Origin of the sequence: Halobacillus sp. A1-3 (assembly GCF_050971765.1) — a bacterium.
GTDB lineage: Bacteria > Bacillota > Bacilli > Bacillales > Halobacillaceae > Halobacillus > Halobacillus mangrovi_B.
On the sequence record NZ_JBPCEO010000002.1, the window covers coordinates 205,954 to 232,461 of the forward strand.

Annotated in this window: 33 protein-coding genes; 8 read left to right on the plus strand and 25 right to left on the minus strand. The window is 40.0% G+C overall.

The window, feature by feature from the left end; translation table 11 throughout:
- Window positions 1-129 precede the first annotated feature (129 nt).
- Window positions 130-1,110 carry a GMP reductase gene (gene guaC / locus ACRYKC_RS03790; protein ID WP_433805344.1) on the minus strand — a complete coding sequence of 327 codons (981 nt, stop codon included), beginning with the start codon at window positions 1,108-1,110 and terminating at the stop codon, window positions 130-132.
- Between the two features lie 243 nt (window positions 1,111-1,353).
- Here guaC and ACRYKC_RS03795 point away from each other — a divergent pair, with 243 nt between their 5' ends.
- On the plus strand, window positions 1,354-1,860 hold the full coding sequence (locus ACRYKC_RS03795; protein WP_433805345.1) for an LURP-one-related/scramblase family protein: 507 nt from the start codon (window positions 1,354-1,356) through the stop codon (window positions 1,858-1,860).
- A gap of 68 nt (window positions 1,861-1,928) precedes the next feature.
- Here ACRYKC_RS03795 and ACRYKC_RS03800 read toward each other — a convergent pair whose 3' ends face one another.
- From ACRYKC_RS03800 to ACRYKC_RS03815, 4 genes are all read right to left on the minus strand, one after another.
- Window positions 1,929-2,576: an SIMPL domain-containing protein gene (locus tag ACRYKC_RS03800; RefSeq protein WP_433805346.1), complete on the minus strand. Its 648-nt coding sequence runs from the start codon at window positions 2,574-2,576 to the stop codon at window positions 1,929-1,931.
- Window positions 2,577-2,700: 124 nt separating this feature from the next.
- Window positions 2,701-3,474: an N-acetylmuramoyl-L-alanine amidase gene (locus ACRYKC_RS03805; protein ID WP_433805347.1), complete on the minus strand. Its 774-nt coding sequence runs from the start codon at window positions 3,472-3,474 to the stop codon at window positions 2,701-2,703.
- Between the two features lie 209 nt (window positions 3,475-3,683).
- Window positions 3,684-4,838 carry a S1C family serine protease gene (locus ACRYKC_RS03810; RefSeq protein WP_433805348.1) on the minus strand — a complete coding sequence of 385 codons (1,155 nt, stop codon included), beginning with the start codon at window positions 4,836-4,838 and terminating at the stop codon, window positions 3,684-3,686.
- An 11-nt stretch (window positions 4,839-4,849) separates the two neighbouring features.
- Window positions 4,850-6,019, minus strand: coding sequence for a zinc ribbon domain-containing protein (locus ACRYKC_RS03815; protein WP_433805349.1), 1,170 nt, complete (start codon window positions 6,017-6,019; stop codon window positions 4,850-4,852).
- Window positions 6,020-6,517: 498 nt separating this feature from the next.
- Between ACRYKC_RS03815 and ACRYKC_RS03820 the strand changes: the two genes are divergently transcribed.
- Window positions 6,518-7,045 carry a 3D domain-containing protein gene (locus ACRYKC_RS03820; RefSeq protein WP_433805350.1) on the plus strand — a complete coding sequence of 176 codons (528 nt, stop codon included), beginning with the start codon at window positions 6,518-6,520 and terminating at the stop codon, window positions 7,043-7,045.
- Window positions 7,046-7,091: 46 nt separating this feature from the next.
- Here ACRYKC_RS03820 and ACRYKC_RS03825 read toward each other — a convergent pair whose 3' ends face one another.
- Window positions 7,092-7,328 (minus strand): hypothetical protein, encoded by a 237-nt coding sequence (locus tag ACRYKC_RS03825; RefSeq protein WP_085030257.1) that lies wholly within the window; start codon window positions 7,326-7,328, stop codon window positions 7,092-7,094.
- 449 nt (window positions 7,329-7,777) lie between these two features.
- Between ACRYKC_RS03825 and ACRYKC_RS03830 the strand changes: the two genes are divergently transcribed.
- A complete protein-coding gene (locus tag ACRYKC_RS03830) occupies window positions 7,778-9,031 on the plus strand; it encodes a YeeE/YedE family protein (RefSeq protein WP_433805351.1) in 1,254 nt (417 codons plus the stop codon).
- A 252-nt stretch (window positions 9,032-9,283) separates the two neighbouring features.
- A complete protein-coding gene (locus tag ACRYKC_RS03835) occupies window positions 9,284-9,982 on the plus strand; it encodes a DUF421 domain-containing protein (RefSeq protein ID WP_433805352.1) in 699 nt (232 codons plus the stop codon).
- Window positions 9,983-10,223: 241 nt separating this feature from the next.
- Here the strand turns inward: ACRYKC_RS03835 and ACRYKC_RS03840 are convergent, their stop codons facing one another.
- The 3 genes from ACRYKC_RS03840 to ACRYKC_RS03850 form a co-directional block, all read right to left on the minus strand.
- The gene (locus ACRYKC_RS03840) at window positions 10,224-10,481 is read right to left on the minus strand and encodes a hypothetical protein (RefSeq protein ID WP_433805353.1); all 258 of its coding nucleotides are present in this window, start codon (window positions 10,479-10,481) and stop codon (window positions 10,224-10,226) included.
- Between the two features lie 38 nt (window positions 10,482-10,519).
- A complete protein-coding gene (locus ACRYKC_RS03845) occupies window positions 10,520-12,022 on the minus strand; it encodes a BCCT family transporter (RefSeq protein WP_433805354.1) in 1,503 nt (500 codons plus the stop codon).
- Window positions 12,023-12,199: 177 nt separating this feature from the next.
- Window positions 12,200-12,580 carry a glyoxalase superfamily protein gene (locus ACRYKC_RS03850; RefSeq protein ID WP_433805355.1) on the minus strand — a complete coding sequence of 127 codons (381 nt, stop codon included), beginning with the start codon at window positions 12,578-12,580 and terminating at the stop codon, window positions 12,200-12,202.
- Between the two features lie 262 nt (window positions 12,581-12,842).
- Between ACRYKC_RS03850 and ACRYKC_RS03855 the strand changes: the two genes are divergently transcribed.
- Window positions 12,843-13,601: a sporulation protein gene (locus tag ACRYKC_RS03855; protein WP_433805356.1), complete on the plus strand. Its 759-nt coding sequence runs from the start codon at window positions 12,843-12,845 to the stop codon at window positions 13,599-13,601.
- 199 nt (window positions 13,602-13,800) lie between these two features.
- Here the strand turns inward: ACRYKC_RS03855 and ACRYKC_RS03860 are convergent, their stop codons facing one another.
- The 4 genes from ACRYKC_RS03860 to ACRYKC_RS03875 form a co-directional block, all read right to left on the minus strand.
- Window positions 13,801-13,980: a spore germination protein gene (locus ACRYKC_RS03860; RefSeq protein WP_433805357.1), complete on the minus strand. Its 180-nt coding sequence runs from the start codon at window positions 13,978-13,980 to the stop codon at window positions 13,801-13,803.
- A 153-nt stretch (window positions 13,981-14,133) separates the two neighbouring features.
- Window positions 14,134-14,949 (minus strand): DUF817 domain-containing protein, encoded by an 816-nt coding sequence (locus ACRYKC_RS03865; protein ID WP_433805709.1) that lies wholly within the window; start codon window positions 14,947-14,949, stop codon window positions 14,134-14,136.
- Between the two features lie 28 nt (window positions 14,950-14,977).
- On the minus strand, window positions 14,978-15,193 hold the full coding sequence (locus ACRYKC_RS03870; protein WP_433805358.1) for a helix-turn-helix domain-containing protein: 216 nt from the start codon (window positions 15,191-15,193) through the stop codon (window positions 14,978-14,980).
- 10 nt (window positions 15,194-15,203) lie between these two features.
- Window positions 15,204-15,680 carry a DUF2975 domain-containing protein gene (locus tag ACRYKC_RS03875; protein WP_433805359.1) on the minus strand — a complete coding sequence of 159 codons (477 nt, stop codon included), beginning with the start codon at window positions 15,678-15,680 and terminating at the stop codon, window positions 15,204-15,206.
- Window positions 15,681-15,961: 281 nt separating this feature from the next.
- Here ACRYKC_RS03875 and ACRYKC_RS03880 point away from each other — a divergent pair, with 281 nt between their 5' ends.
- The gene (locus ACRYKC_RS03880) at window positions 15,962-16,144 is read left to right on the plus strand and encodes a hypothetical protein (protein ID WP_433805360.1); all 183 of its coding nucleotides are present in this window, start codon (window positions 15,962-15,964) and stop codon (window positions 16,142-16,144) included.
- A gap of 63 nt (window positions 16,145-16,207) precedes the next feature.
- Here the strand turns inward: ACRYKC_RS03880 and ACRYKC_RS03885 are convergent, their stop codons facing one another.
- The 3 genes from ACRYKC_RS03885 to ACRYKC_RS03895 form a co-directional block, all read right to left on the minus strand.
- Window positions 16,208-16,729, minus strand: coding sequence for a GrpB family protein (locus tag ACRYKC_RS03885; RefSeq protein ID WP_433805361.1), 522 nt, complete (start codon window positions 16,727-16,729; stop codon window positions 16,208-16,210).
- Between the two features lie 15 nt (window positions 16,730-16,744).
- Window positions 16,745-17,806, minus strand: coding sequence for an NAD(P)H-dependent flavin oxidoreductase (locus ACRYKC_RS03890; RefSeq protein WP_433805362.1), 1,062 nt, complete (start codon window positions 17,804-17,806; stop codon window positions 16,745-16,747).
- Window positions 17,807-18,111: 305 nt separating this feature from the next.
- Window positions 18,112-18,474, minus strand: a complete 363-nt coding sequence (locus ACRYKC_RS03895) for a hypothetical protein (protein ID WP_433805363.1) — start codon at window positions 18,472-18,474, stop codon at window positions 18,112-18,114.
- Window positions 18,475-18,621: 147 nt separating this feature from the next.
- Between ACRYKC_RS03895 and ACRYKC_RS03900 the strand changes: the two genes are divergently transcribed.
- Complete coding sequence (locus ACRYKC_RS03900) at window positions 18,622-20,181, plus strand: ABC-F family ATP-binding cassette domain-containing protein (protein ID WP_433805364.1); 1,560 nt, start codon at window positions 18,622-18,624, stop codon at window positions 20,179-20,181.
- Between the two features lie 49 nt (window positions 20,182-20,230).
- On the opposite strand, the gene ACRYKC_RS03905 is transcribed toward ACRYKC_RS03900, so the two are convergent.
- Window positions 20,231-20,773 carry a cysteine hydrolase family protein gene (locus tag ACRYKC_RS03905; protein WP_433805365.1) on the minus strand — a complete coding sequence of 181 codons (543 nt, stop codon included), beginning with the start codon at window positions 20,771-20,773 and terminating at the stop codon, window positions 20,231-20,233.
- A 279-nt stretch (window positions 20,774-21,052) separates the two neighbouring features.
- Here ACRYKC_RS03905 and ACRYKC_RS03910 point away from each other — a divergent pair, with 279 nt between their 5' ends.
- Complete coding sequence (locus ACRYKC_RS03910; RefSeq protein ID WP_433805366.1) at window positions 21,053-21,202, plus strand: Spo0E family sporulation regulatory protein-aspartic acid phosphatase; 150 nt, start codon at window positions 21,053-21,055, stop codon at window positions 21,200-21,202.
- Between the two features lie 6 nt (window positions 21,203-21,208).
- On the opposite strand, the gene ACRYKC_RS03915 is transcribed toward ACRYKC_RS03910, so the two are convergent.
- The 8 genes from ACRYKC_RS03915 to ACRYKC_RS03950 all read right to left on the minus strand — a co-directional run bounded on the left by ACRYKC_RS03915 (window position 21,209) and on the right by ACRYKC_RS03950 (window position 26,464).
- Window positions 21,209-21,628, minus strand: coding sequence for an NUDIX hydrolase (locus ACRYKC_RS03915; protein ID WP_433805367.1), 420 nt, complete (start codon window positions 21,626-21,628; stop codon window positions 21,209-21,211).
- 184 nt (window positions 21,629-21,812) lie between these two features.
- Complete coding sequence (locus ACRYKC_RS03920; protein WP_433805368.1) at window positions 21,813-22,127, minus strand: hypothetical protein; 315 nt, start codon at window positions 22,125-22,127, stop codon at window positions 21,813-21,815.
- A 377-nt stretch (window positions 22,128-22,504) separates the two neighbouring features.
- Window positions 22,505-23,194 (minus strand): nucleotidyltransferase domain-containing protein, encoded by a 690-nt coding sequence (locus ACRYKC_RS03925; RefSeq protein ID WP_433805369.1) that lies wholly within the window; start codon window positions 23,192-23,194, stop codon window positions 22,505-22,507.
- Window positions 23,195-23,255: 61 nt separating this feature from the next.
- Window positions 23,256-23,366, minus strand: coding sequence for a YjcZ family sporulation protein (locus ACRYKC_RS03930; protein ID WP_433805370.1), 111 nt, complete (start codon window positions 23,364-23,366; stop codon window positions 23,256-23,258).
- Window positions 23,367-23,647: 281 nt separating this feature from the next.
- Window positions 23,648-24,082, minus strand: coding sequence for a DMT family transporter (locus ACRYKC_RS03935; protein WP_433805371.1), 435 nt, complete (start codon window positions 24,080-24,082; stop codon window positions 23,648-23,650).
- Window positions 24,083-24,357: 275 nt separating this feature from the next.
- On the minus strand, window positions 24,358-24,780 hold the full coding sequence (arsC, locus tag ACRYKC_RS03940) for an arsenate reductase (thioredoxin) (protein WP_433805372.1): 423 nt from the start codon (window positions 24,778-24,780) through the stop codon (window positions 24,358-24,360).
- Window positions 24,781-24,810: 30 nt separating this feature from the next.
- Window positions 24,811-26,106, minus strand: coding sequence for an arsenic transporter (locus ACRYKC_RS03945; RefSeq protein WP_433805373.1), 1,296 nt, complete (start codon window positions 26,104-26,106; stop codon window positions 24,811-24,813).
- A gap of 13 nt (window positions 26,107-26,119) precedes the next feature.
- Window positions 26,120-26,464: an ArsR/SmtB family transcription factor gene (locus ACRYKC_RS03950; RefSeq protein WP_433805374.1), complete on the minus strand. Its 345-nt coding sequence runs from the start codon at window positions 26,462-26,464 to the stop codon at window positions 26,120-26,122.
- Window positions 26,465-26,508 lie beyond the last annotated feature (44 nt).

The following is a 26,508-nucleotide window of genomic DNA, read 5'->3' on the forward strand; positions in this document are numbered from 1 at the left end:
CTACACCTCTAAGATAGGGCGTTATTCCATTACATTAAGGATTTATCCCTCTGAGTTAGGTCCCTATCAGCATCCATCAATTCCATAAATAGAGCCAGCCCAACCTACTGGACTGGCTTTACAATCATATTATAAATGATCACCATTCATAATGGAGTTTTTCACGACTACATAATCGACGTGGCGAATCGCATCAATATGGCTTCCCCCTGCGTACGAAATCGCGGACTGGAGATCCTGCTCCATCTCAACTAGAGTATCTTTAAGGGAACCTTTGTGAGGCACTATCATCTTTTTCCCTTCCACATTCTTCTTCTCGCCTTTTTGATACTCAGAAGCACTGCCAAAGTATTCTTTATATAGCGTTCCGTCTTTTTCAATCGTTTCCCCTGGAGACTCTTCATGACCGGCAAATAAAGAGCCGATCATAACCATGGAAGCACCGAATCGGATTGATTTGGCAATATCTCCGTGTGTGCGGATACCGCCATCAGCAATGATTGGCTTACTTGCTGCTTTCCCGCACCATTTTAAAGCAGCTAATTGCCATCCGCCCGTTCCGAAGCCTGTCTTCAGTTTGGTGATACACACTTTTCCAGGTCCTATACCTACTTTAGTAGCGTCTGCTCCAGCATTTTCCAGCTCACGTACAGCTTCCGGAGTACCTACGTTGCCGGCAATAACAAAAGTTTCTGGTAAGTGGTTTTTAATATGTTGAATCATTTCGATCACGGAGTTGGAGTGACCGTGAGCGATATCAATCGTAATAAACTCAGGGAAAAGCTTTTCTTCAGCTAATTGCTGAATGAACTCATACTCCTCTGCTTTTACTCCAACACTGATTGAGGCAATCAGATCCCTTGCTTTCATATCTTTTATAAAATCTTTACGTGTTTCAGGTTCAAAGCGATGCATAATGTAAAAGTAACTGCCTTCAGCAAGAGACCGTGCAATATTTTCGTCAATAATCGTCTGCATATTGGCAGGAACAACTGGTAATTTAAATTTGTGATTTCCTAAAGTAACTGTAGTATCGCATTCAGAACGACTGTTTACGATACATTTTGCTGGAATCAATTGAATATCTTCATAATCGAATACATTTTCCATAGTTAAACACCTCTAAAAACCGAATATTATACATTCGGCATAATATAATTGTTCGTCTATAAGTAAATTTACAAGATCAGAGACCTCTTGTCAAAGCATATACATTGTTACTTCCCAGATAATTGTCCTTTACATTCTCCTTTTCGTTCGTGTTCTTAACTATTCACTAATATAAGAAAAATTTGACCAAAGTTTGAAACGTTATTTGTACATTTTCGTATAACAGATAAAGGAGTGAAAGAAATGGAAGCATGTGTTTATTTTTCGGATAATTTCTTCTCTGCAGGCCGGACAGACATTTACAATGAAGAAAAGGAAATGGTTGGCTCATTAAACTTAAAAAGTGCCTTTTCTTCAAGTGTTGATGTAGAAGATACAAATGGAGAAATAGTAGTTCAAGGTTATTTTCCAATATTTTCTAATAAATGGAGTGTGCAACAAACAAAGGGTGAAGAGCTTGGGAAAGTAAAAACCGGATTTTCTTTCTTCAAAAAGCGTTTTCGATATGAGTCAAAGAACCAGTCACTTGAGATCGAATCTCCTGCCATGTCAAAAGAGTATACAATGACGGATAAATCCGGCGTAGAAGTAGCTACTTTCCGTAAAGTCAGCGGCGTTTTTCAGTCTGCGGCTTTCGAATTAAAAAACCACACCTCTTCTATATCAACTGAAGAATTGATTTCAGTCGTCATGGGAGTAAATGCGATTGAAAAAAGAAGAAGATCCACTGCGCACGGGACGCCTACATAAGCACAAAAGCGCATTAAATCATTTATATTTTCCTAGATAAAAGACAGAAGGAGATGTCTTCTTCTGGCTTAAGGTAAGTATTGAAATTGTGCTTCCACCCTTGCAACAATCTCCTGCTGCCCAGGTTCGATGGGAGTGAGAGCTGCTGCACTCATCACCTCAGCTTTTGGATAAGGACGGATGGGAGCTGTCTCACTCCCTCCCTTTTCAATCATTCTGATAGGCGTCTGCTCTAAATTCAATCGCATTGTGTTCGCAATGGTCTGCGCGTGTGCGAGTGCTTGCCCTAAAGCTATTCTTAAAGCTTCTTGATAATATTGTTCTGGATTTTTCAATGTGAATTGAATATTAGAAACCCTGTTTGCTCCATTAGAAACGGCTAAATCAACGATTGCTCCTGTTTGGTTGATGTCCTCCACTCTCACAGAGAGAATGTGCGTGACTTGATATCCACGGAATTGCTGCTTGCCGTCCACATAATCGTATTCAGGAAAGATGTAATAATCGGCCGTTTGAATATTCTCTTCCGATATGCCCGCTTGAATTAATGATTGTGTAATCTGACTGATTGTTTCGGCATTTGACTGCTGGGCTTCCTTCAATTCACGATTGTTTGTCTCTACACCAAAGCTGAGAATGGCCACATCTGGCCTTGCCGCTACCTTACCAGTTCCGTTTACTGTCATCATCCGTGCTTCTCCGTGGCTCCGGTTCATTTGAGGATAATAGTACAAAATCGGAACCCCCTTTCCTTGAACCTTCTTCTACATTTGATGACTCTATAAAAGAAATTATGCCGGACAAATAATGTAGCCCCATTTTAAAGAGGGCTACTATACTTTATTTTAATTTGTCATACAAGCGCATGAGCGCAACTGCAAATTCTCCACGGGTAAGATTGTTTTCTGGCAGGAACAGACCATTAGGATAACCGTTCAACAAACCAAGCTCAGCTGCACGTTTAATGGCATCTGCATAATAGGAGTCCGGCGGAACGTCACTGAAATCAGTCTCATCCTCATTAGAAGGTGGGATATAAGAGACATTGAAGTATTCGCAGATTCCTTTGGCGTGTTCCACTGCTACCTCACGTTGAAAAGATTCATTTATCATAAGTAAAGCTTCTTCTTTATTGTCCATAAACCCATTTTCCGTCAGTATTGCAGGCATGTTCGTTTCACGAAGTACGTGAAAGTTCGCCTCTTTGATTCCACGCCAGTTTTGCTTTGTTCCTTGGCGAAGATATTTACCTACAGCTGTAGCAAGTTTTCCTGACTCTGCGTTTAAGTTACCTGGATATACATAGATTTCTATTCCACTGGGGTTTTGTCCGGAAAACGAACCATCAAATGCATTATAATGAATGGAAACGTAAATGTCTGCTTTCCGAACATTCGCTAAATCTGTTCTTTTCACTAAGGGAATATCTTCATCTGTCGGAGCAACAAGAAGTGTAGCAAAGCCGCACCTCTCAAGTTCCTGCCTCAAAATTTTTACAACCGCTCGGTTAAACTCGTTTTCTTTAATTGACCTTCCTAATTCAGGTATAAACGGAGTACGTTTTCCAGCCGTATTCATACCATGGCCGTCATCCAACGCGACTAGTATTGTCATATTTCTCACTCTCTTAACTAATATTCAGGGCTTTAAAAGGTCCACGTATACGATTTGAATCCTGTAATTAAAGCTTATATACCGATTTATGAAAATACTTGCATTTTCCCCTAAAACCCTACTATCAGTAAATGCGCCAGTATTTAAAAGGGATTGTGTGAATGAACCATTCTGTAAAAAAAGTCCCGGAGCATTCGCCCCAGAACTCTCTACTCTTCTTCCTCTTCAGAGGTTAGCTCTTTTCCACTTCCCTCAAAGATTTTCATCGACTTGTTTTCAAACTTAACTGGGTAGGTCACTTTGTACTTCTTCACCTGTACTTCTCCGTCTTTCGTCTCTTCAGCTGTTAAAAACACAGTCACTTCAACGTATTCATCTATTGGATCAGCCACCAAGTTATCGACAGTCACAGACAAGGAGTTGTAATATCCTGACCTGAACTCTTCAAAAGACATTTCCTCCTGCTGAGTGCTGCCAAGTAAGGAATATGCCGTAACAAAGTCCCCTTGATTGATACTGTCATAAAAATAGTGGACTAAATAGGTCGCTTGCTCCGTCGGTGTTCCAGTCACCGGAGACTGAGGCTGGTTTTCTGTCAGCTCAGGAAAATCAGGCAGAGATTTCATTGGTTCAGCGCTCCAATTTTTAACCATCGGAAGAACACTTGCGATTGGTATGCTGAAACCTATGGACTCTTTTCCAAGCTTAGCCGAATTAATGCCAATGACTTCGCCTGTATGGCTATCGATTAATGGACCTCCGCTGTTGCCTGGAGATATCGGAGCAGAAATTTGATAAACATCCTTATATTCGAACGGGTCTATGTTCAAATTACGATTCAATCCACTGACTTCACCACGCGTCACAGTATTTTGCATCCCCAGCGGACTGCCCAGGGCTAGTACTTCATCGAGAAGCTCTACCCCACCATCTGTCTGAATCGTTAAAGGCTCTTTCCCTTTCAACCCTGGCACCCTGACAACAGCGATATCTGTGTCACGGCTGACCCCGATCACACTGCCCGACATTTCTTTTGAATCTGCGGTTACCACCTTCACTTCATTTGCATTAGCGACTACGTGAGCATTGGTGATCACGTCGCCTTGTTCATTGTAAAGAAATCCGGATCCTATCGAACCATCTTCAAGCTCGATTTGGACCACCAGTTTCTGAGATTCATAGATAATATCTTTCGTTTTTTTCGATACTTTTTCTTCACTATCTTCCGCACTGAGCGGCTCAGTTAATGCAGCTGTCGCACGAAGTTCTTCTGAGATGGAGTCGGATATAAAGTAAGCGGATATCCCTCCACCTGCGAAAATCAGGATCGATAGTGAAAGGCTGATGATCCAAGCACGTTTCACATCTCTTCCTCCTATTCTACTAGCCATTCCAGATCGGTCACTTGAACTGTATAATCACCATTTTTTAAATCATAATAGACTTTTTCAAAGGTCCCTTCATCCCCTGGATTCAAATATACTGGATATACTTTTGCTGAATCTTCTTTTACAACTTCATTTTCCTCATTACGAATTACATAATTAGCTGTAACCGTACTGAGTATTTGGGTAGCTACACTTTTCACCCTTCCGTTTAATTTAACATCTCCGTACTCGTCTTTTTTTAGCTGGACATCCACAACTTCAAGGGCAGCGTTTTGATTTTTTAATTCATCTTTTGCTGCCTGCTGCATGGCATCCTCCATACGATCTTGCTGTGCCTGCTCAAAGGATTCTCTTTCTTGCTTAATTCGTTCTTTCAGCTGGATCAGCTTTTCATGGTTTGTGACATATTGAAGTCCCTGGTCCACGATAGCTACAGCCTCATTATACTGTTTATTCTCGAGCGCAGCCTCTGCCTTTTTTGTCGATAGAGAAACGATCTTTTCATTAATTTTCTTTCGTACCTTTGAAGTTTCTTCTAGATTTAAACCAGATAACGTATTAAGCTTGGCAGCGAGTTCATCAACCTGCGTCAACTTACTTAATTCATCATTGATTTGCCTGAGCGTAATCTGAGATTGAAGACGGTTAGCTTCAGGAGTGAGAGTTGAAAAAAGTTTACTCTGTTCATTCTGAATTTGATTTTGAATCGCCGTCAGTTGTTCTTCCGCTTTATTTAAATCATTAGATTTAATATGCTTCTCTACTTCCGCCATATCACTTTGAATTAGCAACACCGTTTGGACTGCATTTAAGTTTTCTTGTAGCGGAGGAAATTCAGGGCGTTTATCCACGGCCTTTATCAATATTTTCTCAGCTTCTTCATATTTTCCGTCCAGTGCCAAACGCTCGGCCTTTTCTTTATTCTGGATGACTTGTTCATTCACTTCTTGTTGGTGAGTGTAGGTCCAAAACAGTCCACCTGCAGTCAACAGCAAAGCTAACACAGGAACTAAAATGGGCCACAGGAACCTGGACTTCTTTTCTCCGCTTTCCTTATGTATGTGATTTCCTTCGTTATCTATTAAACGCGTACCACATTGGGAGCAAAAACGGGAGTCCTCGTGCACTTCTTTCCCACAATGAGGGCAAAAAGTCATCGGCCCGTCCTCCTTTTTCCTAAACTTTTCACTATTTTTTGGAATTTCAAGCAATCAACCTCATTATAGCATGAGAATCTATTGAGTCGAAAACTAAAATTGAACCATTTTACCCTATTCCCCATATTCATTTCTTTTTCCAATTATGACAACTTTTAAAAAAACCATGAGAGACGCACTGCCCGATTCTCTGCTTATGCATAAGATGAGGTATCCCAAGCGAGAGGAGTGTAAATATGAGCAATCAAGCTAATAACAACAACCAGCCAAAACGTAAACCCTCACGCAAATCCTGTTGTGGTAAAAAAAGAAAAGGGACCTCTAGATAAGATTTGAAAGAGTCGCTGAGTGAAATAGCGACTCTTACCACTTTAGCACTATTTACCATTATCTGATGTAATTAAAATGTAACATAAATGTATCCGATCTGTCCTTGAGCATAGGATTTATGACCTGTTATACTCCTCTCAGTCAACCTTTGAAAGGGGTAAAAAAGTCATGAAGAAATCATTCATTTTATTATTTACAGTGGCTTTATATACACTTGGTATTTTGAACTTCGGCTCTCAAACGCACACCACAGTTCATGCAGATGAAATAGACGAGCCATCTAAGAAAAAAACAACAGTTATGGAGCTGAAAACAATAAGTCTAGACGAAAAAGAAAAAGAGCACAAGCGTTTTGAAAAGAAGCGAAATGATAAGAAAAAACATGCTGCAAAAGCTGCCGTTAAAAAAACAGTCAACGTAGAAGCGACTGCATATACTGCTTTTTGTGAGGGGTGTAGCGGCACCACTTATACAGGCATTGATCTTCGGGCCAATCCCGATAAGAAAGTAATTGCGGTCGATCCTGACGTCATCCCTCTAGGTTCAAAAGTAAGAGTCCCTGGTTATGGAGTAGCCGTAGCCGGTGATATCGGCGGAGACATTAAAGGGCACCGTATTGATGTGTTTATCCCACAAGAAGCAAAAGCCTTCAAATTCGGCAGAAAGCAAATCAAAATTGAGATCCTTGAATCATAATTTACAAAAGCCCAGCTCTATAATCAAAAGAGCTGGGCTTTTCTTATTAATCTCTCGAGAACCTTGTTCTTTTAGCACAGCGATCAAGATAAAAGCTTTCTACACCACTTGTGTGCAAAGCAACCCCGTCCTCTAGGAACCACCATGTTCCTCTGTCAAGCTGCTTCACTATAAATTCAGTTGCTTCTCTTTCGTTCATATCTTCACTTAATTCTAGATCATGGGTAACCACTCGTTTACTGTCGAGCAAAAAAATAACATGCCATTCTCTTTTACTAGCCATTTGAGTTCCTCCTTTATATGTAAATAGTTATTTTCTATTTACCCCAGCCCTTTTTAGTTTAATCTACCTCTCCCATAAAATACGTAAAACAGAAAAAACTACGCCTTTTTCAGACGTAGTTTCATGTTCTTTATGTAGGGGGAGGTGCGCCAGATGTTCGCCACGAAGTTCTTCGACTTGATTTCAACTGAACAAGGAAAAACCAACGAGTGACATGTAGGCAAGCGACAGGTATAAGACATCCCTCCAATTAGTTTATAGATTGTCCTGTCTTCCGTTTCAGTTTACCACTTGTCCGAACGATTAGTGTTAAGCGTTCGTAAAAAGTCAGTGAGAGTATTCTTTATAGTTCCATTGTATGCAGAAACCTTTACAAATAGACGAGCTATCCTTTAAAATAATTGACATTTAATAACATAGTAAACAAATAGGAATTAGGAGGTTTTAAATTGGCACAAACAGCTACTCCGTCCAATCAATGGAATAGACAGGAGAAAAAATATACTACTGAAATCGCTCAGTTAAATCCAATTCAAAAACCACTTGTCTGGGTCGGTGTAATTGCCGCACTCATACTATTTATTAGTATTGTAAGTGTAACCACATGGACTCAGGGCATTCTTTTTATCATCGGTTTAGGTTTCGGGCTTGCATTGCTCTATGCCCGCTTCGGATTCACTTCAGCTTTCAGAAGACTGATATCTGTCGGTAATGTCCAAGGATTGCAAGCTCATATGCTCATGCTTGCCGTGGCTACGACCTTGTTCGCTATTATTTTATCAACAGGTTTTAGTTTTACTGGTCAAGGGCCCCAAGGATACGTGTTCCCTGTCGGACTTAGTGTCGTTGCCGGCTCATTTATGTTTGGTGCTGGCATGCAAATGGGGTCAGGCTGCGCATCTGGTACCCTCTATACGGTGGGAGGTGGAAAATCTTCCATGGTTCTCACACTCTTTGGCTTTATTGCTGGATCAGTCCTAGGAGCTTATCACATCGGGTTTTGGCGGGAGCTCCCATCATTACCAGCCATCTCTCTTGCTGAGAGCACAGGATTTGGATACTTCGGGGGCTGGATCTTACAGATTGTCATCTTTTTAGGGATTTACGGTCTGACCTTGAAAATTTCTAAGAAAAAGAACCCGCCTAGAATGAAGCCTCTCGCGACAACTACTGGACTTAAAAAGTTATGGAGAGGGGCATGGCCGCTGCTTCTTGCTGCTGTTATTCTAGGGTTGTTAAACGCCTTAACGTTAACAATAAGAGGAAATCCCTGGGGCATCACATCAGCGTTTGCCTTATGGGGTTCTAAGTTCTTGCAAGTCTTTGGTGTCGATGTCGCAAGCTGGACGTATTGGCAAGGAAATGATGCATTGAATAAGAATGTCCTTGCAGACTCTACAAGTGTCATGAACTTCGGTATTATAATCGGCGCATTTATTGCTGCTGCTTTTCAAGGAAACTTCAAACCAGGAAAAATTAAGCCAGGAATTGCAGCGGCTTCCATCTTCGGTGGCGTACTGATGGGATATGGGGCACGCCTTGCTTTTGGCTGCAACATTGGTGCCTACTTCGGTGGTATCGCATCCTTCAGTCTTCACGGGTGGGTTTGGATGATCATGGCTCTCCTTGGAACGTATCTTGCCTTGTTCATTCGCCCTCTATTCGGATTGAAAAACCCAAGTCCTAAAGACTCAATTTGTTAAGTATAAAATCTCAGAGCACTGCTCTGAGATTTTTTTTTGCAGGCAGAGACCTCCCCTGTTCTTCTGCATGTTTTTTTGCCCAGTAGCAGAGACCACTAGGTAAACATCATCATTACCTGTTTCTTTTCCACGCAATCATGTCACATGAAGCCCTTTTGTATTTTCAAATAGATCCTTGTATAAAATATCTCCTTGTTCTTCAAGATAGAAAAGGATGGATTAACCAAGTATATCTAAAGGAGCTATCGATTTATGGATATCTTTGAACTAATATTTAGACTCGTTCTTGCCTTTTTAACTCTCCTAGTACTGACAAGAATTATGGGGAGAAAAGAAATCTCCCAGATGACTTTTTTCAACTTTGTTTCAGCCATTTCAATCGGGACATTAGGTGCTTCCCTTGCCATAGACTCCACCCTTAGTATTCAGAATGGGATGATCGCGCTTGTGGCATGGAGTGCTTTCACTATTCTCCTGGGTTACATTGATATTAAGTCTAAAAAAGCTCGTACTGCTGTAGAAGGCGAGCCTATTATTCTTATTAGAAACGGAAAGATCATGGATGAAGCCTTACAAAAGACTCGTCTTGATGTTGACGCCCTAAATGTTTTATTGAGAAAAAAGAATGTTTTTTCTCTATCAGATGTGGATTATGCGATCTTTGAGACAGACGGAACTCTTTCGGTATTGAAGAGCCACACGAAGCAAACGGTTACTAAAGGGGATATGAATACTCCCCTCAATCCGAACGAAATGTTTTCTTTACCTACAGCAGTTATTGCAGATGGAAAAGTAAATAGAGGAAACCTGGATAAATTAAACCTTGACCAAAATTGGCTTGATCAGCAGCTGAAGTTATCTGGTGTGAACTCTGTAGATGATGTGTTCTATGCCGAGGTGCAGAAAGACGGTTCTTTATATGTAGATCAAAATGAAGATATGCTTCATTAGGTAAAAGGATAGCAGTTATTCATATATAGCAGGATTATAGAAGGCTCGATATGGAAGCAAGGTGAGTTTGAAAGTTTCCGTTGCGATTAATTCCACCGATTGTATATGCGTAATTTACTTGGCAGGGCGATGGAGCTGGATGAGTCGTTTTCTTTCCAGGTAACCCTTCCTCCTACACTTAACAGCCGGTTTATAAACTAAAAAAGATCCTGTCACCTTGGTGGCAGGATCTTTAATTGATTTATTGATTCAATTGTTGTTGACACTGTTGAACAAGCTGCTGGATTTGTTGTAATTGCTGAGCAGCATTTTGTTCTGCTTGACTCATTTGCTGTTGAGGTGCATTCATTTGCTGGTTAGCTGGATTTCCAGCCTGAGCCTGCTGCTGAAGTTGCTGGGCGTTGCTCTGTTCCTGCTGCTGCAGTTGCTGAGCAATCTGAGCGATTTGTTGTAACGTCTGCTGTGCTTGTTGGTTAGCCATACGGAATTCCCCTTTCAAAATTAGGTACTATCGTATTTTCTCTATCTCCCTGTTTTTTATACGGGATAATTCCTTTGCTGCATTAATTTTAAAAATGAAAGGGATAAAAGGACTAATATGAAACAGGACGGAATAGCAATAACAATCGTAACAGCTTGAAGGGTCGATAGGTTTCCAATAAATAATAACGCTGCAGGCGGAAGGGATAATGCGATGGCCCAAAACAAGCGGTTCCACCGTTCTGGATCCCTGTTGACAGAACGCTGAGCCACTGCTGCAATAATGTAGGAAGAGGTATCATACGTCGTCGCAGTAAAGATCATGGATAACAAAGTAAACAAAGCCACCATGACTCCTCCTAATGGAAGTGTATAAATGATAGAGATAATGGCCTGATGAGGGACGCCTTCCTGGATAAATGAAGAGACATTCAAGACATGGGATAACTGCAGGAAAAGACCGTAGTTCCCTATAATGCAAAAAAACAGCCAGCACCCAAGTGGTCCGAACACAATAGTACCCAAAATCATTTGCTGAATCGTCCGTCCTCGCGATACTTTTGCAATAAATAATCCGATCGACGGCGCGTAAACAATCCACCAGGCCCAATAAAAAACTGTCCATTTCTCTGGGAAGCCTGATTTACCGATTGGATCAATCCAAGTATTCAGTCTAAAAAAGTTATTAGCGATCAGCCCAATACTATTCGTGGAGACCTCCATAATGAAAACCGTAGGGCCCAGAATAAAAATCAGTGAAAGAAAGAGCAAAATTAAATATAGATTTAGATTACTCAAGGTTTTTATCCCTTTTTCAAGACCAACATACACGCTCCCTGCAAAAAGCAGAGAACAAACCATCAGAATCATTACGTTCATTTGAAAACTTTCATTGATCCCTGTCACTTTGCTGATGCCTGAAGTCATCATTGGTACACTGATCCCAAGTGTCGTTCCAGAAGCTCCTAATAATCCTAGAACGAAAAACAAGTCAATTCCCTTCCCCACCCACGTGTCTGTATAATGATGCAGCATAGGACGGCAAGCTTCACTGATCTTAAGAATCGGTTGTCCCTTTACATGATAGATATAAGCAATCGGTAATGCAGGAAGAGTATAAATTGCCCAAGCCGTAGGACCATGGTGAAACATACCATAGGCGGCACTCCATTCAATTGCACTTGCAGTATTCGGAGCTAACCCAAGAGGAGGGTCTATCATGTGAAACCCCCACTCGATCGTGCCCCAGTACATTATGCCCGATCCAATCCCAGCACAGAAAATCATAGCAATCCAGCTTAAGCTTGAAAAAGCAGGAGTCTCCTGCTTTCTTCCCAATTTAATCTTTCCATAGGAGCTAAAGGCAACCCACAGAAGGAAAAGCAAAGCAGACATTCCCGCCCATAAAAAGACGATGCCCATCGCTTCATTAATTTGAATTCGAATGGTATCAAACCAAACATATAACGTATCAGGGAATAAAAATATCGCTCCACATACAATCGTCAAAAATAGTAAAGCTGCAATAAAAAAGTGCCAATCGATGACCGTGTTTTTCACAATTTAAAACTCCCTTAAAGAGACTGGCCTTTTTTCTGGCTTGTACTATTTTTATTCGAATCGATATTCGATAGAACATCGGAATATCTCTACCTTTTGCACGACTGTTCTCGTAACGGAAATCCCTTTTTATGTAATACTAAATATTCCATTATAAATTGGTTCTTTTCAATCTAACTATTTAATGTATTCAAAAAATACAATCCTATTTCCGAACGGATCTCCAACCCGAATTTCTCTCGTACTCCAAGGAGTTTTTTCAATGCCAGGACGTGCATATTTATATTGCTTTGAGCTCAACTTGGTATGAAGAGCATCTAAATTTTTTACTTCAATTCTAATTGAAGCTCCAGGACAACAATCTCCATAATGCTCTGTTAGTTGGATAATGCATTGATCAAACGATACTTGCATGTAGATAGGAAAGTCATTTTCTAATCTAAACTCCCAATCCACCTTAAATTCTAAAAAAGTCAAATAGAATTCTTTGGCTTTTTCTTCATCAAATATCCGAAAGATAGGTGTTGGGGTTTTTAACCTTATTTCATCAGTCTTCATATGGTTTATCACCTTTCCTTTTAATTATAATCACTTGTTTAACATAATATCAGGTGAAGCTCCGTTAGTTCTATTAAGCTCAGCGGAAAAGTGCATATGACTACTACCACTAATAACAATTCCATAATAACTAACTGATACCTCTTCTTCTCTGAGATTTTTCTTTCGTTAAAAAATAATAGGACTCTCTTTGGAAAAAGTTAAATTGATTGAATCCTTTTAATTTATATTTTCGTATATTCTAAGAAAAGGAGGAGAAACCATGTTTAAAAAACTATTAGCAAGTGTAGGGGTAGGCGCAGCAAAGGTTGATACCCAGTTAGAAAAAGAACAATTCATTCCAGGGGAAGACGTGCATGGCAAGGTAGTCATAAAAGGTGGAGATGTTGACCAAACTATCGATTCTATCCATATATTCCTCATGACAGAAGCGGTCCGTGAAGTGGATGACCGAAAAGTTAAAGAAAAAGTAGTTCTGCAAAAGTATCCTATTACTTCGCAGGAAACGATTAAGAAAGGTGAAACAAAAGAAATTCCATTCTCCATCAAAATTCCGTATCATGCTCCTGCATCTCTCGGAAGACTTCCGATTTGGTTTGAAACAGGACTCGATATTCCGAGGGCTCTGGATCCAGAAGACAGAGACCCGATCAAGCTGGCTCCACACCCTTCTATTGAGAGTGTGCTAGATGCCCTAAGTTACCTTGGATTTCAGCTTAGAAAAGTTGAAATGGAGTCATCAAAACGCTTCGGTTATGTTCAAGAATTTGAATTCACCCCAGGTGGAGAATACCGTTCATACTTAGACGAGCTTGAAGTGATTTTCTTCTTACAAGAAAATCATGTTGATGTCATGCTTGAAGTTGATCGACGTGCTCGAGGACTTGGCGGGTTATTTGCAGAAGCTTTAGAGATGGATGAAAGCCGTGCGAAAGTTACATTTACCAATCATGAGCTAAATGGACCATTAGATTCTGTCGTACGTAAGCTACAGCGCAAGATAGATCAATATAAGAAATAAGCAGTACCCGAGTGCAAGATTGAAATCGAACGACTTGATTAGATAGTTCATCCCTATTAATGTGTGAAATACTTAGCAAAATAAAAAAATCATATATAACAATAAACGTCTAGGCTGCGCACCTAGACGTTTATTGGTTCAACTAACCTTTTGTACCCCTAACGATAAAGTATAGGTATAAATCCATCAATTATTAAAACTAAGTAATATTTGGATCTGTAACTGCTTGACCAACTCCTGTGTCCACTACAGGAGTCCCATCTCCGTTGGTTTCAGAGATCGTCACATTTTCAGGAGCAATATACAACGAATCTCCAAAATTAATAACGCCACCACTAACGTTATTAATCTGAATTTTGCCAAAGATAATACAAGGCATATAACCATTCCTTTTCATGATATCTACTATATCTATATGATGGACCTTATACCTTGTATAGTTGATATGCGTAGTTCTATCCATTATTTATAGGATAAGGAAGTTGTCTCGATAGCGAGTACATATTCCCAATATACTAGCCTATAGTTTATATTAGCTTGATTTGTAATGCGAGTTTATAGAAATTGGCTTTTCTCCACCGCTGGAGCTTGTTCCTTTAACCTGTTTTAGCGTCGCTACTATAAGAAAGCTGACAATGACTAACAAAAGCCATGAACTCACTTTTCCTAGGTGAACGAGACTCCATGCCTCTGATTGGTTTGGGTATTCCCAGGCACCAAAGTAAGTCGCGATATTTTCTGCGACCCATATAAAAAAACCAATAAGAACAAAGGATAGGGAAAGAGGCATTTGGTAACGACTTCCATTAACCTCATAATCCACCCATGATCGCCAAAATACGATGAGAACTAATCCAGATAGCCACCAACGAACATCAATCCAGTAGTGATGCGTGAAAAAATTAAAATAAATTGCTGCTGCAAGAGGTACAACGATCCAAAATCGCGGCCATTGAACTAACCGAACATTCAACCTCCTCCAAGCCTGGCAAAGGTAGCTCGCTACACTCGCATACATGAATCCACTATACAAAGGCACGCCAAAAAATTTGGTATAACCTTCCTCGGGATAAGACCAGGAACCCATATGCACCTTAAAAATCTCAAGAGCAAGCCCTATAGCATGAAACAACGTAATAACCTTCAGTTCATCACGTGTTTCAAGTCCAGATCGTACCATCCACCATTGCATGAGAAGAAAGATAATGAGCAGCCAGTCGTACCTGGGCAGGAAGGGAAGTGGCAGAATTTGTGTAACGGCCAAAGAGCCAAAAATAACGACAGGAAACAAACAGGAAAGGGCTTGCTCCCATCCAAAATGAAGGAGTTGTTGAAATGCTCTTAGGATGCGCCTGCGGACTAATCTTTTAGTAAGCTCAATCGTCCTGTTCACTTTTATACTCCAATATATCGCCAGGCTGACACTCTAGCGCTTGACATATCGCTTCTAAAGTTGAAAATCGAACTGCTTTTGCCTTGCCATTTTTTAAAATGGATAGATTAGCCATCGTTATTCCAACCCTCTCTGAAAGCTCTGTCACACTCATTTTCCTTTTAGCCAGCATCACATCAATATTGATAATAATCGCCATATTTTTCACCTCATACCGTCAGATCATTTTCTGCTTTTATGTCTATGGCATTTTTTAGAAGCTTTTGAAGAACTGCCGTAAATACGGCAATCACTAGGGAAGCGAAAATAAATACCATACCGATCAGGATGACACCTGGAGCGTCATCTCTTTCTCCAATAATATAAAAGAATGGCAAGACGACCATATACACAATACTTATTGCAACTGCACAGAATTTCACATTTCTTAATGCTTCTACAGATGAGCTAGAAAATGCATAATTCTTATCAATAAAGCTCAAAAGTCTTAAAGCCTGGTACAATGCAATGAAAAATGGAATTGCTGCTATATACATACCTATTATTACAGCGTATAAAAAAGGAGCATAATTACTTTCTGATCCTTCACTCGCTATTGAGGGCAGCGCAAATATACATAACAGAAAAACCGTTAATCCAATCAGAAATACAACTGCTCTCAAAAAATTTGTTGATCCTCGATTCATTTCATCCACCTCGCTTGGTTATGTATTATTGATTATAATGTAATTTTTATCGTTTTACAATAAAACTATATCTTAATTTAACATATAATTATCGTTATATGTTCATCAATAAAGGATATGAGTAATACACAAAAAACGCAGCCACTTTTTACAAAAGAGCACTGCGTTCAAATAACTTTAGTGAGATTATTACGTCTATAGAGATATTAAATGTTTATAAAGTTTAAATAAGGAAATATATGGAGTGAAAATGGTTATCCTGTATTTTATGAGGTGTTTATATGAAACTATCACACAGAGTTATGATAGGAGTTATAATCGGAATTGCTCTTGCGTTAGGGCTTCAGCTAGGTATGATGATTACAGACAATTTTTTAATCGTTTGGATTATAGCACTTTTGATTGGCTTATTAGCTCGTGTCATAGCCCAGCTTGTTCTTAAAAATTTCGATACATCCAAATAGATGCGCATTATAAAAAGACACATTGCCAAGACAATATGTTTTTTTATGTAAGCTAGTTTTTCTTTATCTGTTCTCTTGACGATTCCAATTGATAGCCTTTGATTCTATTTTTGAAACTACTTCCTTCTTACCATTTATATAAGCATTTATATTAAAAGGATAGCGCTCAGCCAACTCAACTTTTAACTTTCCGTACTCCATTCTTTCCTTTGAATGGACCCTTAAATAATCTCGAAAAGCAACATGGCGTTCAATCTGCTCATCTCCTACCTCATAGATATGGACATGATGAGTTCGAACATCGCCGCCTTTTTCAAAATACCTCCGACCTGTTATTCCATTTTCCCCTTTGGGATGATAACTGATCGCTTTCATTGCTTTATTAAAATCGTCCACTTTGTTAATTTCTTTCACCACAGGCATTAGGTCAATAATGGGTTTAGCCATCATACCTTTTACAGAGGTGCTTCCTATATGGTACACATCTACCAATTCGTCTTTGAAAATCTCTCTTATTTTTTTCTTTTCTTCTTCAAACATAAACTCCCATTCTACTGTGTAAGGCTTAACCTCTACTTTTCTCATTTTGTTCACCTTTTCTTAGCTTTTAATCTCTCTTACATGAGCAACAATGGATTTCACAATTTCAGCCGCAGATCCACTTTGACTTAACCGCGGACTCTGGCCAGACCATAGTGACATTAATTCTGGTCGGTTCTGTTTAGCTGCTTCCTTTCGAATGCCCTTTGTCAAAGAGTTTTGTAATGGATAGTCTAATAGTTCACGTTCGTGGGCTTCCATTTCTTTAATGAAGGTGTTCTTAATACCTCTAGCAGGCTTACCACTAAATGAACGAGTTATAACCGTTTCTGTTTCACTTGTATGTAGAATCGATTCTTTATGTTGCGGTTTCGCTCCGCTTTCTTTACAAGTAACAAAAGCTGTGCCTAATTGAACGCCATCCGCACCTAGTACCAGAGAAGCTCGCACCCCTCTGCCGTCCATAATTCCACCTGCAGCAATTACGGGAATCTTCACTTGATCTGCGACTTGAGGTATGAGTGACATCGTGCCAATCATCGACTGATTGTAGGAACCAGAAAATGTTCCACGATGGCCTCCGGCTTCACTTCCCTGCGCTACCACGGTATCCATTCCATATTGTTCATTAAGGATTGCTTCTTCTACCGTAGTGGCCGTTCCCATTAAAACGATTCCTTCATTTTTAAGGTCTCGTATGATACCTTTCGGTGGAATTCCAAAGGTAAAACTGCATACCGGGACTTGCTCTTCAATAATTACATTGATTTGATTTTCAAAAAGGGATTCATCCACTTGCGGTTTCGCTTCATCTTTTATTCCTAATTCATTTCGAAAAGGTTCGAGTAACCGATTCGCTTCTTCTATTTCTTTCTCAGTCGCATGAGGATTTTCAGGCACAAACACATTTACGCCAAATGGACTTTGGGTTAAGTCCTTGATTTCTTGAATGCTCTCTTTCATAGTCTCAGGTGTCATATATCCTGCCCCGAGTGTTCCGAGCCCTCCTGCATTAGAAACCGCAGCGACGAGCTCTGGAGTGGTGACCCCTCCTGCCATACCAGCTTGTATAATTGGATGATGGATATTTAGCAACTCAAGTAATCGATTATAATTCCACATGTAGTCTACTCCTTTTGCTAAAGAATTTGAACCGGGTTTATCTTAACATATTTTTCCTGTTAATCTGATAACTTAACATTAAAAACATTTGCCATAAGCTAAGCCTTTTCTCATTAGCGGAAGTAATTATTTCTGAAAATTTTTTGCTTTCTAAGACAAATTAAAATAAATGGGTTTAGCGAAGCAAAAGCAGCAATGAGCAAGAAAGGTGAAGGCAGGTCTCAGCAAAGTGAATGCTCCATCTGTTACAAAAGAATCTTAGGTAAACATAAAAACCTCCAACATTGTGTAGTGCAAATAAACTTTTAGTACCCTGCCAAAACTGCAATAACTTCCTGGGTATCTGGGTCTACTAAAATAGTGGGGTAAGCATTTCTTTTTTCGCTGTCCCCTGGCGTAACCTTCAAGACCGTTTTGTTCAAATAATCTTCATCTAAATTCTGATGGGAGACGATTTCTTCATCAATTACTTTCTTTTCAATCTCTCCATTCAGCCATGCTTCCTTTTCCCGAAGTGCGATTTCAGAGTTCTCTACATACGACCAGACATTTTCTCTGATTTTCTGATCGGTCTCGCTACCTTGATTGCTTCTTTTTTCTATTGCCGTTGAATCACAACCTACAACAACGAACACAATAGATACAATCATTATGACTAGTTGCTTCACTAGTACCTTCCCCTTTGTGAGCTTTGTCGGTTTACTATGGTTACATTTTGAATAACCCCTCTAATTTTTACATCCTCCCCCTATCACTTTTTACCGATGACCTTTATAATAAGGAAGCATGAACTTTTGTAGAAAAGGTGTTTAAAAATGAGTTTATTAACTGTACAAAACTTAACCCACGGATTCGGAGATCGTGCGATTTTCGATGACGTTTCATTCCGTTTATTACAAGGAGAGCATATTGGACTGATTGGTGCCAATGGCGAAGGCAAGTCCACGTTTATGAATATAATTACTGGTAAGGTAGAGCCGGATGCCGGGACGATTACGTGGTCAAAGCATACGCGCGTCGGTTACCTCGATCAGCATGCTGATTTAAAGGAAGGCATGACGATTCGCGATGTTTTAAGAACAGCGTATCAATATCTATTTGATATGGAAACAGAGATGAACGAGCTTTTTACTAAAATGGGAGAAGTAGGTCCCGATGAATTAACAGAACTTCTAGAGGAAACAGGTCGGATCCAAGATGCCCTGACCAACAATGATTTCTATACAATTGATGCAAAAGTAGAGGAAGTGGCCAATGGTCTTGGGCTCGATGAAATCGGACTAGAGCGTGATGTATTTGACTTAAGCGGCGGTCAGCGCACGAAAGTGCTGCTAGCGAAGCTGCTTCTTGAAAAGCCGGACATTCTCCTTCTAGATGAGCCGACCAACTACCTGGACGTGGAGCATATTGAATGGCTGAAAAACTACTTGCTAGAGTATGATCATGCATTCATTTTGATTTCACACGATATTCCATTCTTAAACAGTGTTGTAAACTTGATCTATCATATGGAAAACCAGCAGCTAACCCGCTACCCTGGCGATTATCATGAATTTCTTCGTGTCTATGAAATGAAGAAACAGCAGCTGGAAGCCGCTTATAAAAAGCAGCAAAAAGAAATCGCCAATTTGAAAGACTTCGTGGCCCGTAACAAAGCGAATGCCGCAACGAGTAAAATGGCGATGTCCCGTCAAAAGAAGCTTGATAAGATGGATGTTATTGAGCTCGATTCGGAAAAACCGAAACCAACCTTTAACTTCAAACAAGCCCGGACTCCTGGGAAGTACTTGTTTGAAACGAAGGACCTTGTGATTGGATATGATGAACCCCTTTCCCGTCCGCTTAACCTTAGTATGGAACGCGGTCAGAAGCTTGCGTTATCAGGCGCAAACGGAATTGGAAAAACAACACTCTTGAAGAGTATACTAGGTGAAATCGAACCTGTCTCAGGCTCTGTCGAATTGGGTGATCACTTACACATCGGCTACTTCGAGCAGGAACTTAAAGAGATTAGCAACCACACCTGTATTGAAGAAATCTGGGAAGAATTCCGCCACTTTACTCAATATGAAGTACGTTCTGCCCTTGCTAAATGTGGCCTGACGCGTAAACATATTGAAAGCAAGGTTCAAGTTTTAAGCGGTGGTGAGAAGGCGAAAGTCCGCTTATGTAAATTGATCAATAAAGAAACCAACTTACTTGTACTGGATGAGCCCACCAACCACCTCGATGTCGATGCAAAAGCAGAGCTGAAACGGGCGCTTAAGGAGTATAAAGGAAGTGTCCTTCTCATTTCACACGAGCCTGAATTTTATCAGGATATTGTCACAGACGTTTGGAATTGTGAAGACTGGACCACTAAGGTCTTTCAATGAATGAACATTAAAAACGGTCATCGCAGCTTGTGGTGACCGTTTTTTATATTTATTTTATAACTGACCAATCGAGTTCACTGGAAGGTTTTATATCAATAGAATTCGTTTCGCTCCAAAAATTCGTTAATGTATAATGAGTATGATCAATGATTTGCTGCGCCGTTAGGTGGTCATTGTCACAAGTGGTGTGAGCATCTGAAATAAGAGTTACATTGTAACCAAAATCAAAAGCTCCTCTTGTAGTACAATCAACGCAGTAATCCGTCTGGGCGCCGCAAATATAAAGGTGGTCGGCTTGAATATCATCTAGGGTTCTCTTGAGTGATGTATGTACAAAAGCATTCGGCACAGTTTTAAAAATAATCGCATCTTGTTCCAAAGGCTTTTCTAATTCTGAATAGAGCTGCCAGCCTTCAGCCCCTCGTTTCATGGGACCTTCTGGATATTCATGCTGGACATATACAATAGGAATTTGCTTTTCTCTAGCCAAATGAATGGCTTTGTTCATGTGGTTGATTTTTTCTTCTCGTTTGTAGGCGTTTTCTACAACAGCCTCTTGCACATCAATTACAACGAGCGCTTCTTTTCCCATCTACTTCCCACCTTTGAAAATTATCTTCTTTATTTACTTTCTCTACTTCATCTCCTAGTTCCTGCGAATTTCGACTGCCAAACATTAAAATGAGAAAATAGAACCTATGGAATATTTTAATCGCACAATATTTAGAGTGCAGTTCAGGCAGCTTTTCACACAGTGGTAAAGGGCTTTAATATATTAATAGAAATAAAACTTTTTTAATGAATCCTTTAAATACCCCGTTTCGTATCAAGGATAAAGGGTAAAAAAATGGTATTAAGGGAGGATAGAAGCGTGAACGATAAAAAAGGATTAGAATTACAGAGGGAAGAAGTTAGAGAAAAAATGTATGAAGCGTATAATGCCCCTAATAACTACAGTGAAGTGCTAAGAATTTCTCAACAGCTGGATCAATTGTTGAATAAACTAAACGGAGAAGGATAATGGAACCTACATCGTTCCTCTAAAATGGTAAGGTATATTGCTTTTAAGCATGTCTTTCAATTTATAGGGAAGGTGAAGATGCTTCTCAGCCACCTCTTGATCTATCCATCGAATATCTTCAATCTCTTCCGGAAAGGATATCCTAATCTTTCCCCCAATAATTTCACCTGTAAAAGTAAAGAAAACGGCGTGATGCCCTCGTTCTTCTACAAATGCTTCACTTAGGCTGAATATCTGGTCAACTTCTACAATCAAACCCGTTTCTTCTATTACTTCTCTGATAGCGGCTTGCTTTAGAGTCTCACCATCTTCTACTGCTCCACCCGGTAGCGTAAAGTAAGACTCTTTTCTTCCTTTATTTTTAACCATCAATACCTGATCTTTTTCATTTAAAAGCAGCACATAAGCCACATCGACTCGTTTCACTTTTTTACCTCCTCAATGGAATAAAATCAACTGCCCAAAATAAACAAAGCTCATAATGACAATTACTAATGAGAAAGTCGTAAGGGAGCGAGGGAGTTTTCCGCGATAAACCACCAGGGACAGTCCTATGATTAGATGAAAGATCAGAAATAGTGATAAATTCAATTCACCCTCACTCCTCTGACTAGTATTGGATGGACGTAGATGGAGAAACAGGAGATTCCTCCATTTCCCATTCAGCCGGACCTTCGCTCGGTGCGATAGCCTTTCTCCAATACTCCCCGCTTTCTTTATCGAAGATGATAAGATTCGACTCGTTAGCTGAAATTATTTCGTATTTATAGCCATCTTCTTTTTCAACATCCACTTGCACATCTCTATTTTGTATAGGAGAAGGAGTATCCTTAGAATTGGCTACAGATTGAGAGATCAGCCAGCACCCAATCAGTATGCAAAGTCCTAAGAGAATATTTGAAAAGCTATGTAGTGATTTATTCATTTCTTAACCTCCATTACTTAAGAATCTATTTATTATGTATTCATAACAACCATCAAAGTCTATGCCAAAATTTGCATTCCATTCGGTGTATCCTTTTTAAGATTAGCACGGTAATAATCGATACCATCACAAACTTCACAATTTCCGTATCTTATGGTTATCGATCAGTCTTTGCATAGTAACTCTCCTCTTCATTCATCTTTGGAAAAATACTCATTTTCAACTCATTCCCCTCTCCCTCAGGTCATCCAAAATTTGGAATACCTGAGGGGAGGTGACTTTACACTTATTTTCTCATAGCATCCACGATGATCTACAAAATGCGAGAGAAATAAAATTAGAATACATCCTTTCGAGTGTTGTTCTATTTCATTTAATTACTGATAATAATTATGAAACAATCTCCCTCCAAACGGAGCCAACATCTCATCAATAAACTTGATTAGCTCACTTTTTTCATTTTCATTATAAAAGTATTGAGCACAATGTGTGAGTCTTTCCGCAATGACCTCGTCAAATTCTTTCAAGGAGCGGTACATCCATTTCCCCTCTCCTGTCCACATCTTATTGGCTCGTAAAATAAATTGGTGAAAACTTTCGATAAGCGCACTAACAGTATAAATGTCCTCCTGCCAGACTTGCGAGCCTTCTAGATCATCAAGAAGATCAGATAAAATATAGCGGTATTCATCCATTTTATGCGCAGGAAACGCACTCGGCCCTTCAGCTAAACGTACCTTCCCTTTTTCAACCAAGTCTTCCGCTTCTGTCCCGCCTTTAAGTACCACACCCTCTGCACACATGCGAGTAATCAGCGGAGTTCCTTCCTGTTGTTCTATAAAAAATTGAAGGTCAAGGGATTCATCATTATGGACAAAAGCTTCAACCGGAACACCGTGGAATAAGTATGACTTACGAAAAGAGCTCTTATCAATAATGATAATATCCAGATCAGAAGCAGGAGTTGCCCTGCCACTTACGACGCTACCTGATAATAAAGCAATAGAGCAATCGGGATAATGAGTTGATACAAATTGTCGGGCTTTATCCATCAGTTCTTTTTTCATTGCTTTCCATCCCCTTATAAAACAAGTCCAGACCATATTAAGGCCTGGACTTGAGTATTGATTAACAATAAAACGCAGCTCCAACGATGATCAGCAAAATAAATAGAACGAGGATTAAAACAAACGTATCGCCACGATCATACCTCGGTCCCCAGTATCCACAATGACTCATGTGATTTCCTCCTTTTTTCTAATCACCATAGCCTATGTAATTGGAGGAAAAGATGGATGGGCACTTACCTAACGAGCTGTCTTTGCATTCGTAAAACTTTACGCCTATAGAAAAAGCTTCGCTAAGATCACTCTTCTTCCTACTTACCTTCCTTAACCAATTGTGATTTCAAGAGTTCCTCCGATAAAACTGTTTGTTCATATGCATCTGAATCAATACTAAGCTCAACATCAATAGACTCTTAAGCATCATGAGTTCTTTCTGGACGGGATCTATCTAATTCATCGTTTTGTAAAAAGAATAACCGCAATGATCATGAGCACCATTCCAGCAATCCTCTGTCCATCCAACTGAATCTGAGGCATTCCGAACCAGCCGAAGTGATCAATTAATGAACTTGCAATCAACTGCGCTGTAATTAATGTTATGATTGCTGCAGCTACTCCTATACGTGGAACAGATAATACCATCGTTGAAACATAAAAAGCTCCTAGCAATCCCCCTAAAAGCTGCCATTTTGGCACTTGAAAAACATTCAGCAGATTCCCTCTTCCGAAAAACAACATAACCAGAAACAAAGCCACGGTCCCTACTAAAAATGAAACAAATGCTCCTTCGAAAATTCCAACCTTCTGACCGAGCCCGCCGTTTACGGTTGACTGTATTGCTACTCCAACGCCACCTATGAATACTAGCAGCATTAATAACCATTGCATGATCTCCCCTCCCTATTGTTGTGGTGTCAGATACAGGATGAACTCTTCAAGGTACAAGACACCAAATAAATCTTTGCCAGTACACAGTACCCACAATTCAGAATACTTACAATTATTGCAAACAGAGGGAGGTTTCTCAATAGTTTCAGGAAGGGTTTTACACTGAACTGTACCCCTAAAATGGACAGTTTAATAAAAGCGCCACTATTCCGTCTAAAACCTTTGGTGCTAAAAAATAGCCGAGACACGTGTCTCGGCTATCCTTATAGTTATTCTTATTTTTGTTCTTCAGCGAATTTTTGAATACGTTCACTAATCTCATCACGAACACGCTGGAAAACAGACCATTTTTCGTCATCTGTTCCTTCAGCTTTTGCGGGGTCGTCAAATCCCCAGTGGAAACGAGTTACGTGCGAAGGTGTCATTGGGCATTTGTCATTCGCGTCCCCACATAGTGTGATCGCATATGCGGCACTGTTCAATATATCCGGATCGATAATATCAGACGTTTGATCACTAATGTCGATTTCAACTTCTTTCATTGCCTTTACGGCGTTCGGATTTAAACCGTGTGCTTCAATTCCAGCTGATAGAACTTCGAATTGATCACCTAAATATTTCTTACCAAACCCTTCTGCCATTTGACTGCGGCAAGAGTTTCCTGTACATAGAAAATAAATGACTGGTTTGTTAGACATGGTGAATTTCTCCTTTATGGTTCAATTTTTTTATATAATCAATAGCCACACATATAAACCGACGAGCGTGATAAATAGCGTCGGAACGGTGAGAATGATTCCTACTTTAAAATAGTAGCCCCACGAAATACGGAATCCTTTCATCGATAAAACGTGAAGCCATAGCAATGTTGCTAAGGACCCAATTGGGGTAATCTTCGGTCCAAGATCAGAGCCGATAACGTTCGCATAAATCAATGCTTCCCGCATCGTTCCGGATGTATCTGTTCCGGCAATTGCTAATGCATCAATCATGACAGTAGGCATATTGTTCATGACAGACGATAAAATAGCTGCAATAAATCCCATCGAAATCGTTCCCACAAATAAGCCCTGATCGGCAGTTGCCTGTATGACATTTGCTAGCACATCGGTCAAACCGACGTTACGCAGTCCGTAAACGACAATATACATACCGAGTGAGAAGAAAACAATCGCCCATGGTGCTCCTTTGACAACATCACCTGTTTTGACGGCTGCACTTCTTCTTGCCATAAGTAAGAAAAAGACCGCTACGATTCCTGCGATGATGGAAACTGGAATTCCGAGTGGTTCACTGGCAAAATACCCGATGAGCAGAACCGCCAGAACACCCCATGACATGCGAAACATTTTAGAGTCCTGAATCACTTCTTTTGGTTTTTTCAATTGAGTTAAGTCATATTGCGCTGGTATACTCTTGCGGAAAAATACGAATAAAACCAACATACTTGCAGCTAATGAGAATAAATTCGGAACGATCATGCGAGAAGCATATTCGATAAATCCGATGTCAAAGAAGTCTGCCGATACGATGTTTACTAAATTACTGACAATCAACGGTAGTGACGTTGTATCTGCTATGAATCCACTCGCCATAATAAACGGAAGGATCATCGCTTCCTTGAAGTTCAAGTTCCTCACCATTGCCAATACAATCGGCGTAAGGATCAAAGCTGCCCCGTCATTCGCGAACAGCGCAGCTACCACTGCCCCCAACAACGTGACGTAAATAAACATTCGTTTTCCATCACCTTTGGCTACTCTTGCCATATGCAAAGCGGCCCATTCAAAAAATCCAATCTCATCAAGGATTAATGAAATGATAATGATGGCAACGAATGCCAGGGTCGCATTCCAGACAATGTCTGTGACAGCAAGGACATCCTGAAAGTCGACGACTCCAAAAATTAAAGCAAGAATCGCTCCTGCACAGGCTGACCAGCCAATGCCCAAATTCTTTGGCTGCCAAATAACTAAAACTAACGTAAGTACAAAAATAACTGTTGCAATAAGTGCCAAATTCAAAAGTATCCCCCTACTAATCGCACTGGATTCTGAGACCTGCTTCCTCCAATGCTGTTAATTTCTCTTTTTGATCAGGTATTTGTTCTAGTATTTGCAGTATGATCGGATAGGTTTCATGAGACGTATTCAAGGCATAAAATACCCATTGGCCATTACGTCGCTCTTTTACCAACCCAGCATCCCTTAATTTTCTAAGGTGCTGACTGACAGAGGGTTGGCTCATTTGCAAAACCTCTACGAACTCACAAACACAGCATTCTTGATCCTTTAAAAGCCCGATGATTGTTAATCGGGTTTTATCCCCTAATAGCTTCAACGTTTTTGCCGCAAATTCTAATTCAATGATGGTTTTCTCCATGTCATCACCTCGCTTAATATGATATAAGCATATACTTATATATG

Coding starts and splice junctions, on each gene's coding strand:
- guaC (WP_433805344.1), bottom strand. CDS start 1,110: ATGGAAAATGTATTCGATTATGAAGATATTCAATTGATTCCAGCAAAA.
- ACRYKC_RS03795 (WP_433805345.1), top strand. CDS start 1,354: ATGGAAGCATGTGTTTATTTTTCGGATAATTTCTTCTCTGCAGGCCGG.
- ACRYKC_RS03800 (WP_433805346.1), bottom strand. CDS start 2,576: ATGAACCGGAGCCACGGAGAAGCACGGATGATGACAGTAAACGGAACT.
- ACRYKC_RS03805 (WP_433805347.1), bottom strand. CDS start 3,474: ATGACAATACTAGTCGCGTTGGATGACGGCCATGGTATGAATACGGCT.
- ACRYKC_RS03815 (WP_433805349.1), bottom strand. CDS start 6,019: ATGACTTTTTGCCCTCATTGTGGGAAAGAAGTGCACGAGGACTCCCGT.
- ACRYKC_RS03820 (WP_433805350.1), top strand. CDS start 6,518: ATGAAGAAATCATTCATTTTATTATTTACAGTGGCTTTATATACACTT.
- ACRYKC_RS03825 (WP_085030257.1), bottom strand. CDS start 7,328: ATGGCTAGTAAAAGAGAATGGCATGTTATTTTTTTGCTCGACAGTAAA.
- ACRYKC_RS03835 (WP_433805352.1), top strand. CDS start 9,284: ATGGATATCTTTGAACTAATATTTAGACTCGTTCTTGCCTTTTTAACT.
- ACRYKC_RS03850 (WP_433805355.1), bottom strand. CDS start 12,580: ATGAAGACTGATGAAATAAGGTTAAAAACCCCAACACCTATCTTTCGG.
- ACRYKC_RS03855 (WP_433805356.1), top strand. CDS start 12,843: ATGTTTAAAAAACTATTAGCAAGTGTAGGGGTAGGCGCAGCAAAGGTT.
- ACRYKC_RS03860 (WP_433805357.1), bottom strand. CDS start 13,980: ATGCCTTGTATTATCTTTGGCAAAATTCAGATTAATAACGTTAGTGGT.
- ACRYKC_RS03870 (WP_433805358.1), bottom strand. CDS start 15,193: ATGGCGATTATTATCAATATTGATGTGATGCTGGCTAAAAGGAAAATG.
- ACRYKC_RS03875 (WP_433805359.1), bottom strand. CDS start 15,680: ATGAATCGAGGATCAACAAATTTTTTGAGAGCAGTTGTATTTCTGATT.
- ACRYKC_RS03880 (WP_433805360.1), top strand. CDS start 15,962: ATGAAACTATCACACAGAGTTATGATAGGAGTTATAATCGGAATTGCT.
- ACRYKC_RS03885 (WP_433805361.1), bottom strand. CDS start 16,729: ATGAGAAAAGTAGAGGTTAAGCCTTACACAGTAGAATGGGAGTTTATG.
- ACRYKC_RS03890 (WP_433805362.1), bottom strand. CDS start 17,806: ATGTGGAATTATAATCGATTACTTGAGTTGCTAAATATCCATCATCCA.
- ACRYKC_RS03900 (WP_433805364.1), top strand. CDS start 18,622: ATGAGTTTATTAACTGTACAAAACTTAACCCACGGATTCGGAGATCGT.
- ACRYKC_RS03905 (WP_433805365.1), bottom strand. CDS start 20,773: ATGGGAAAAGAAGCGCTCGTTGTAATTGATGTGCAAGAGGCTGTTGTA.
- ACRYKC_RS03920 (WP_433805368.1), bottom strand. CDS start 22,127: ATGAATAAATCACTACATAGCTTTTCAAATATTCTCTTAGGACTTTGC.
- ACRYKC_RS03925 (WP_433805369.1), bottom strand. CDS start 23,194: ATGAAAAAAGAACTGATGGATAAAGCCCGACAATTTGTATCAACTCAT.
- ACRYKC_RS03930 (WP_433805370.1), bottom strand. CDS start 23,366: ATGAGTCATTGTGGATACTGGGGACCGAGGTATGATCGTGGCGATACG.
- ACRYKC_RS03935 (WP_433805371.1), bottom strand. CDS start 24,082: ATGCAATGGTTATTAATGCTGCTAGTATTCATAGGTGGCGTTGGAGTA.
- arsC (WP_433805372.1), bottom strand. CDS start 24,780: ATGTCTAACAAACCAGTCATTTATTTTCTATGTACAGGAAACTCTTGC.
- ACRYKC_RS03950 (WP_433805374.1), bottom strand. CDS start 26,464: ATGGAGAAAACCATCATTGAATTAGAATTTGCGGCAAAAACGTTGAAG.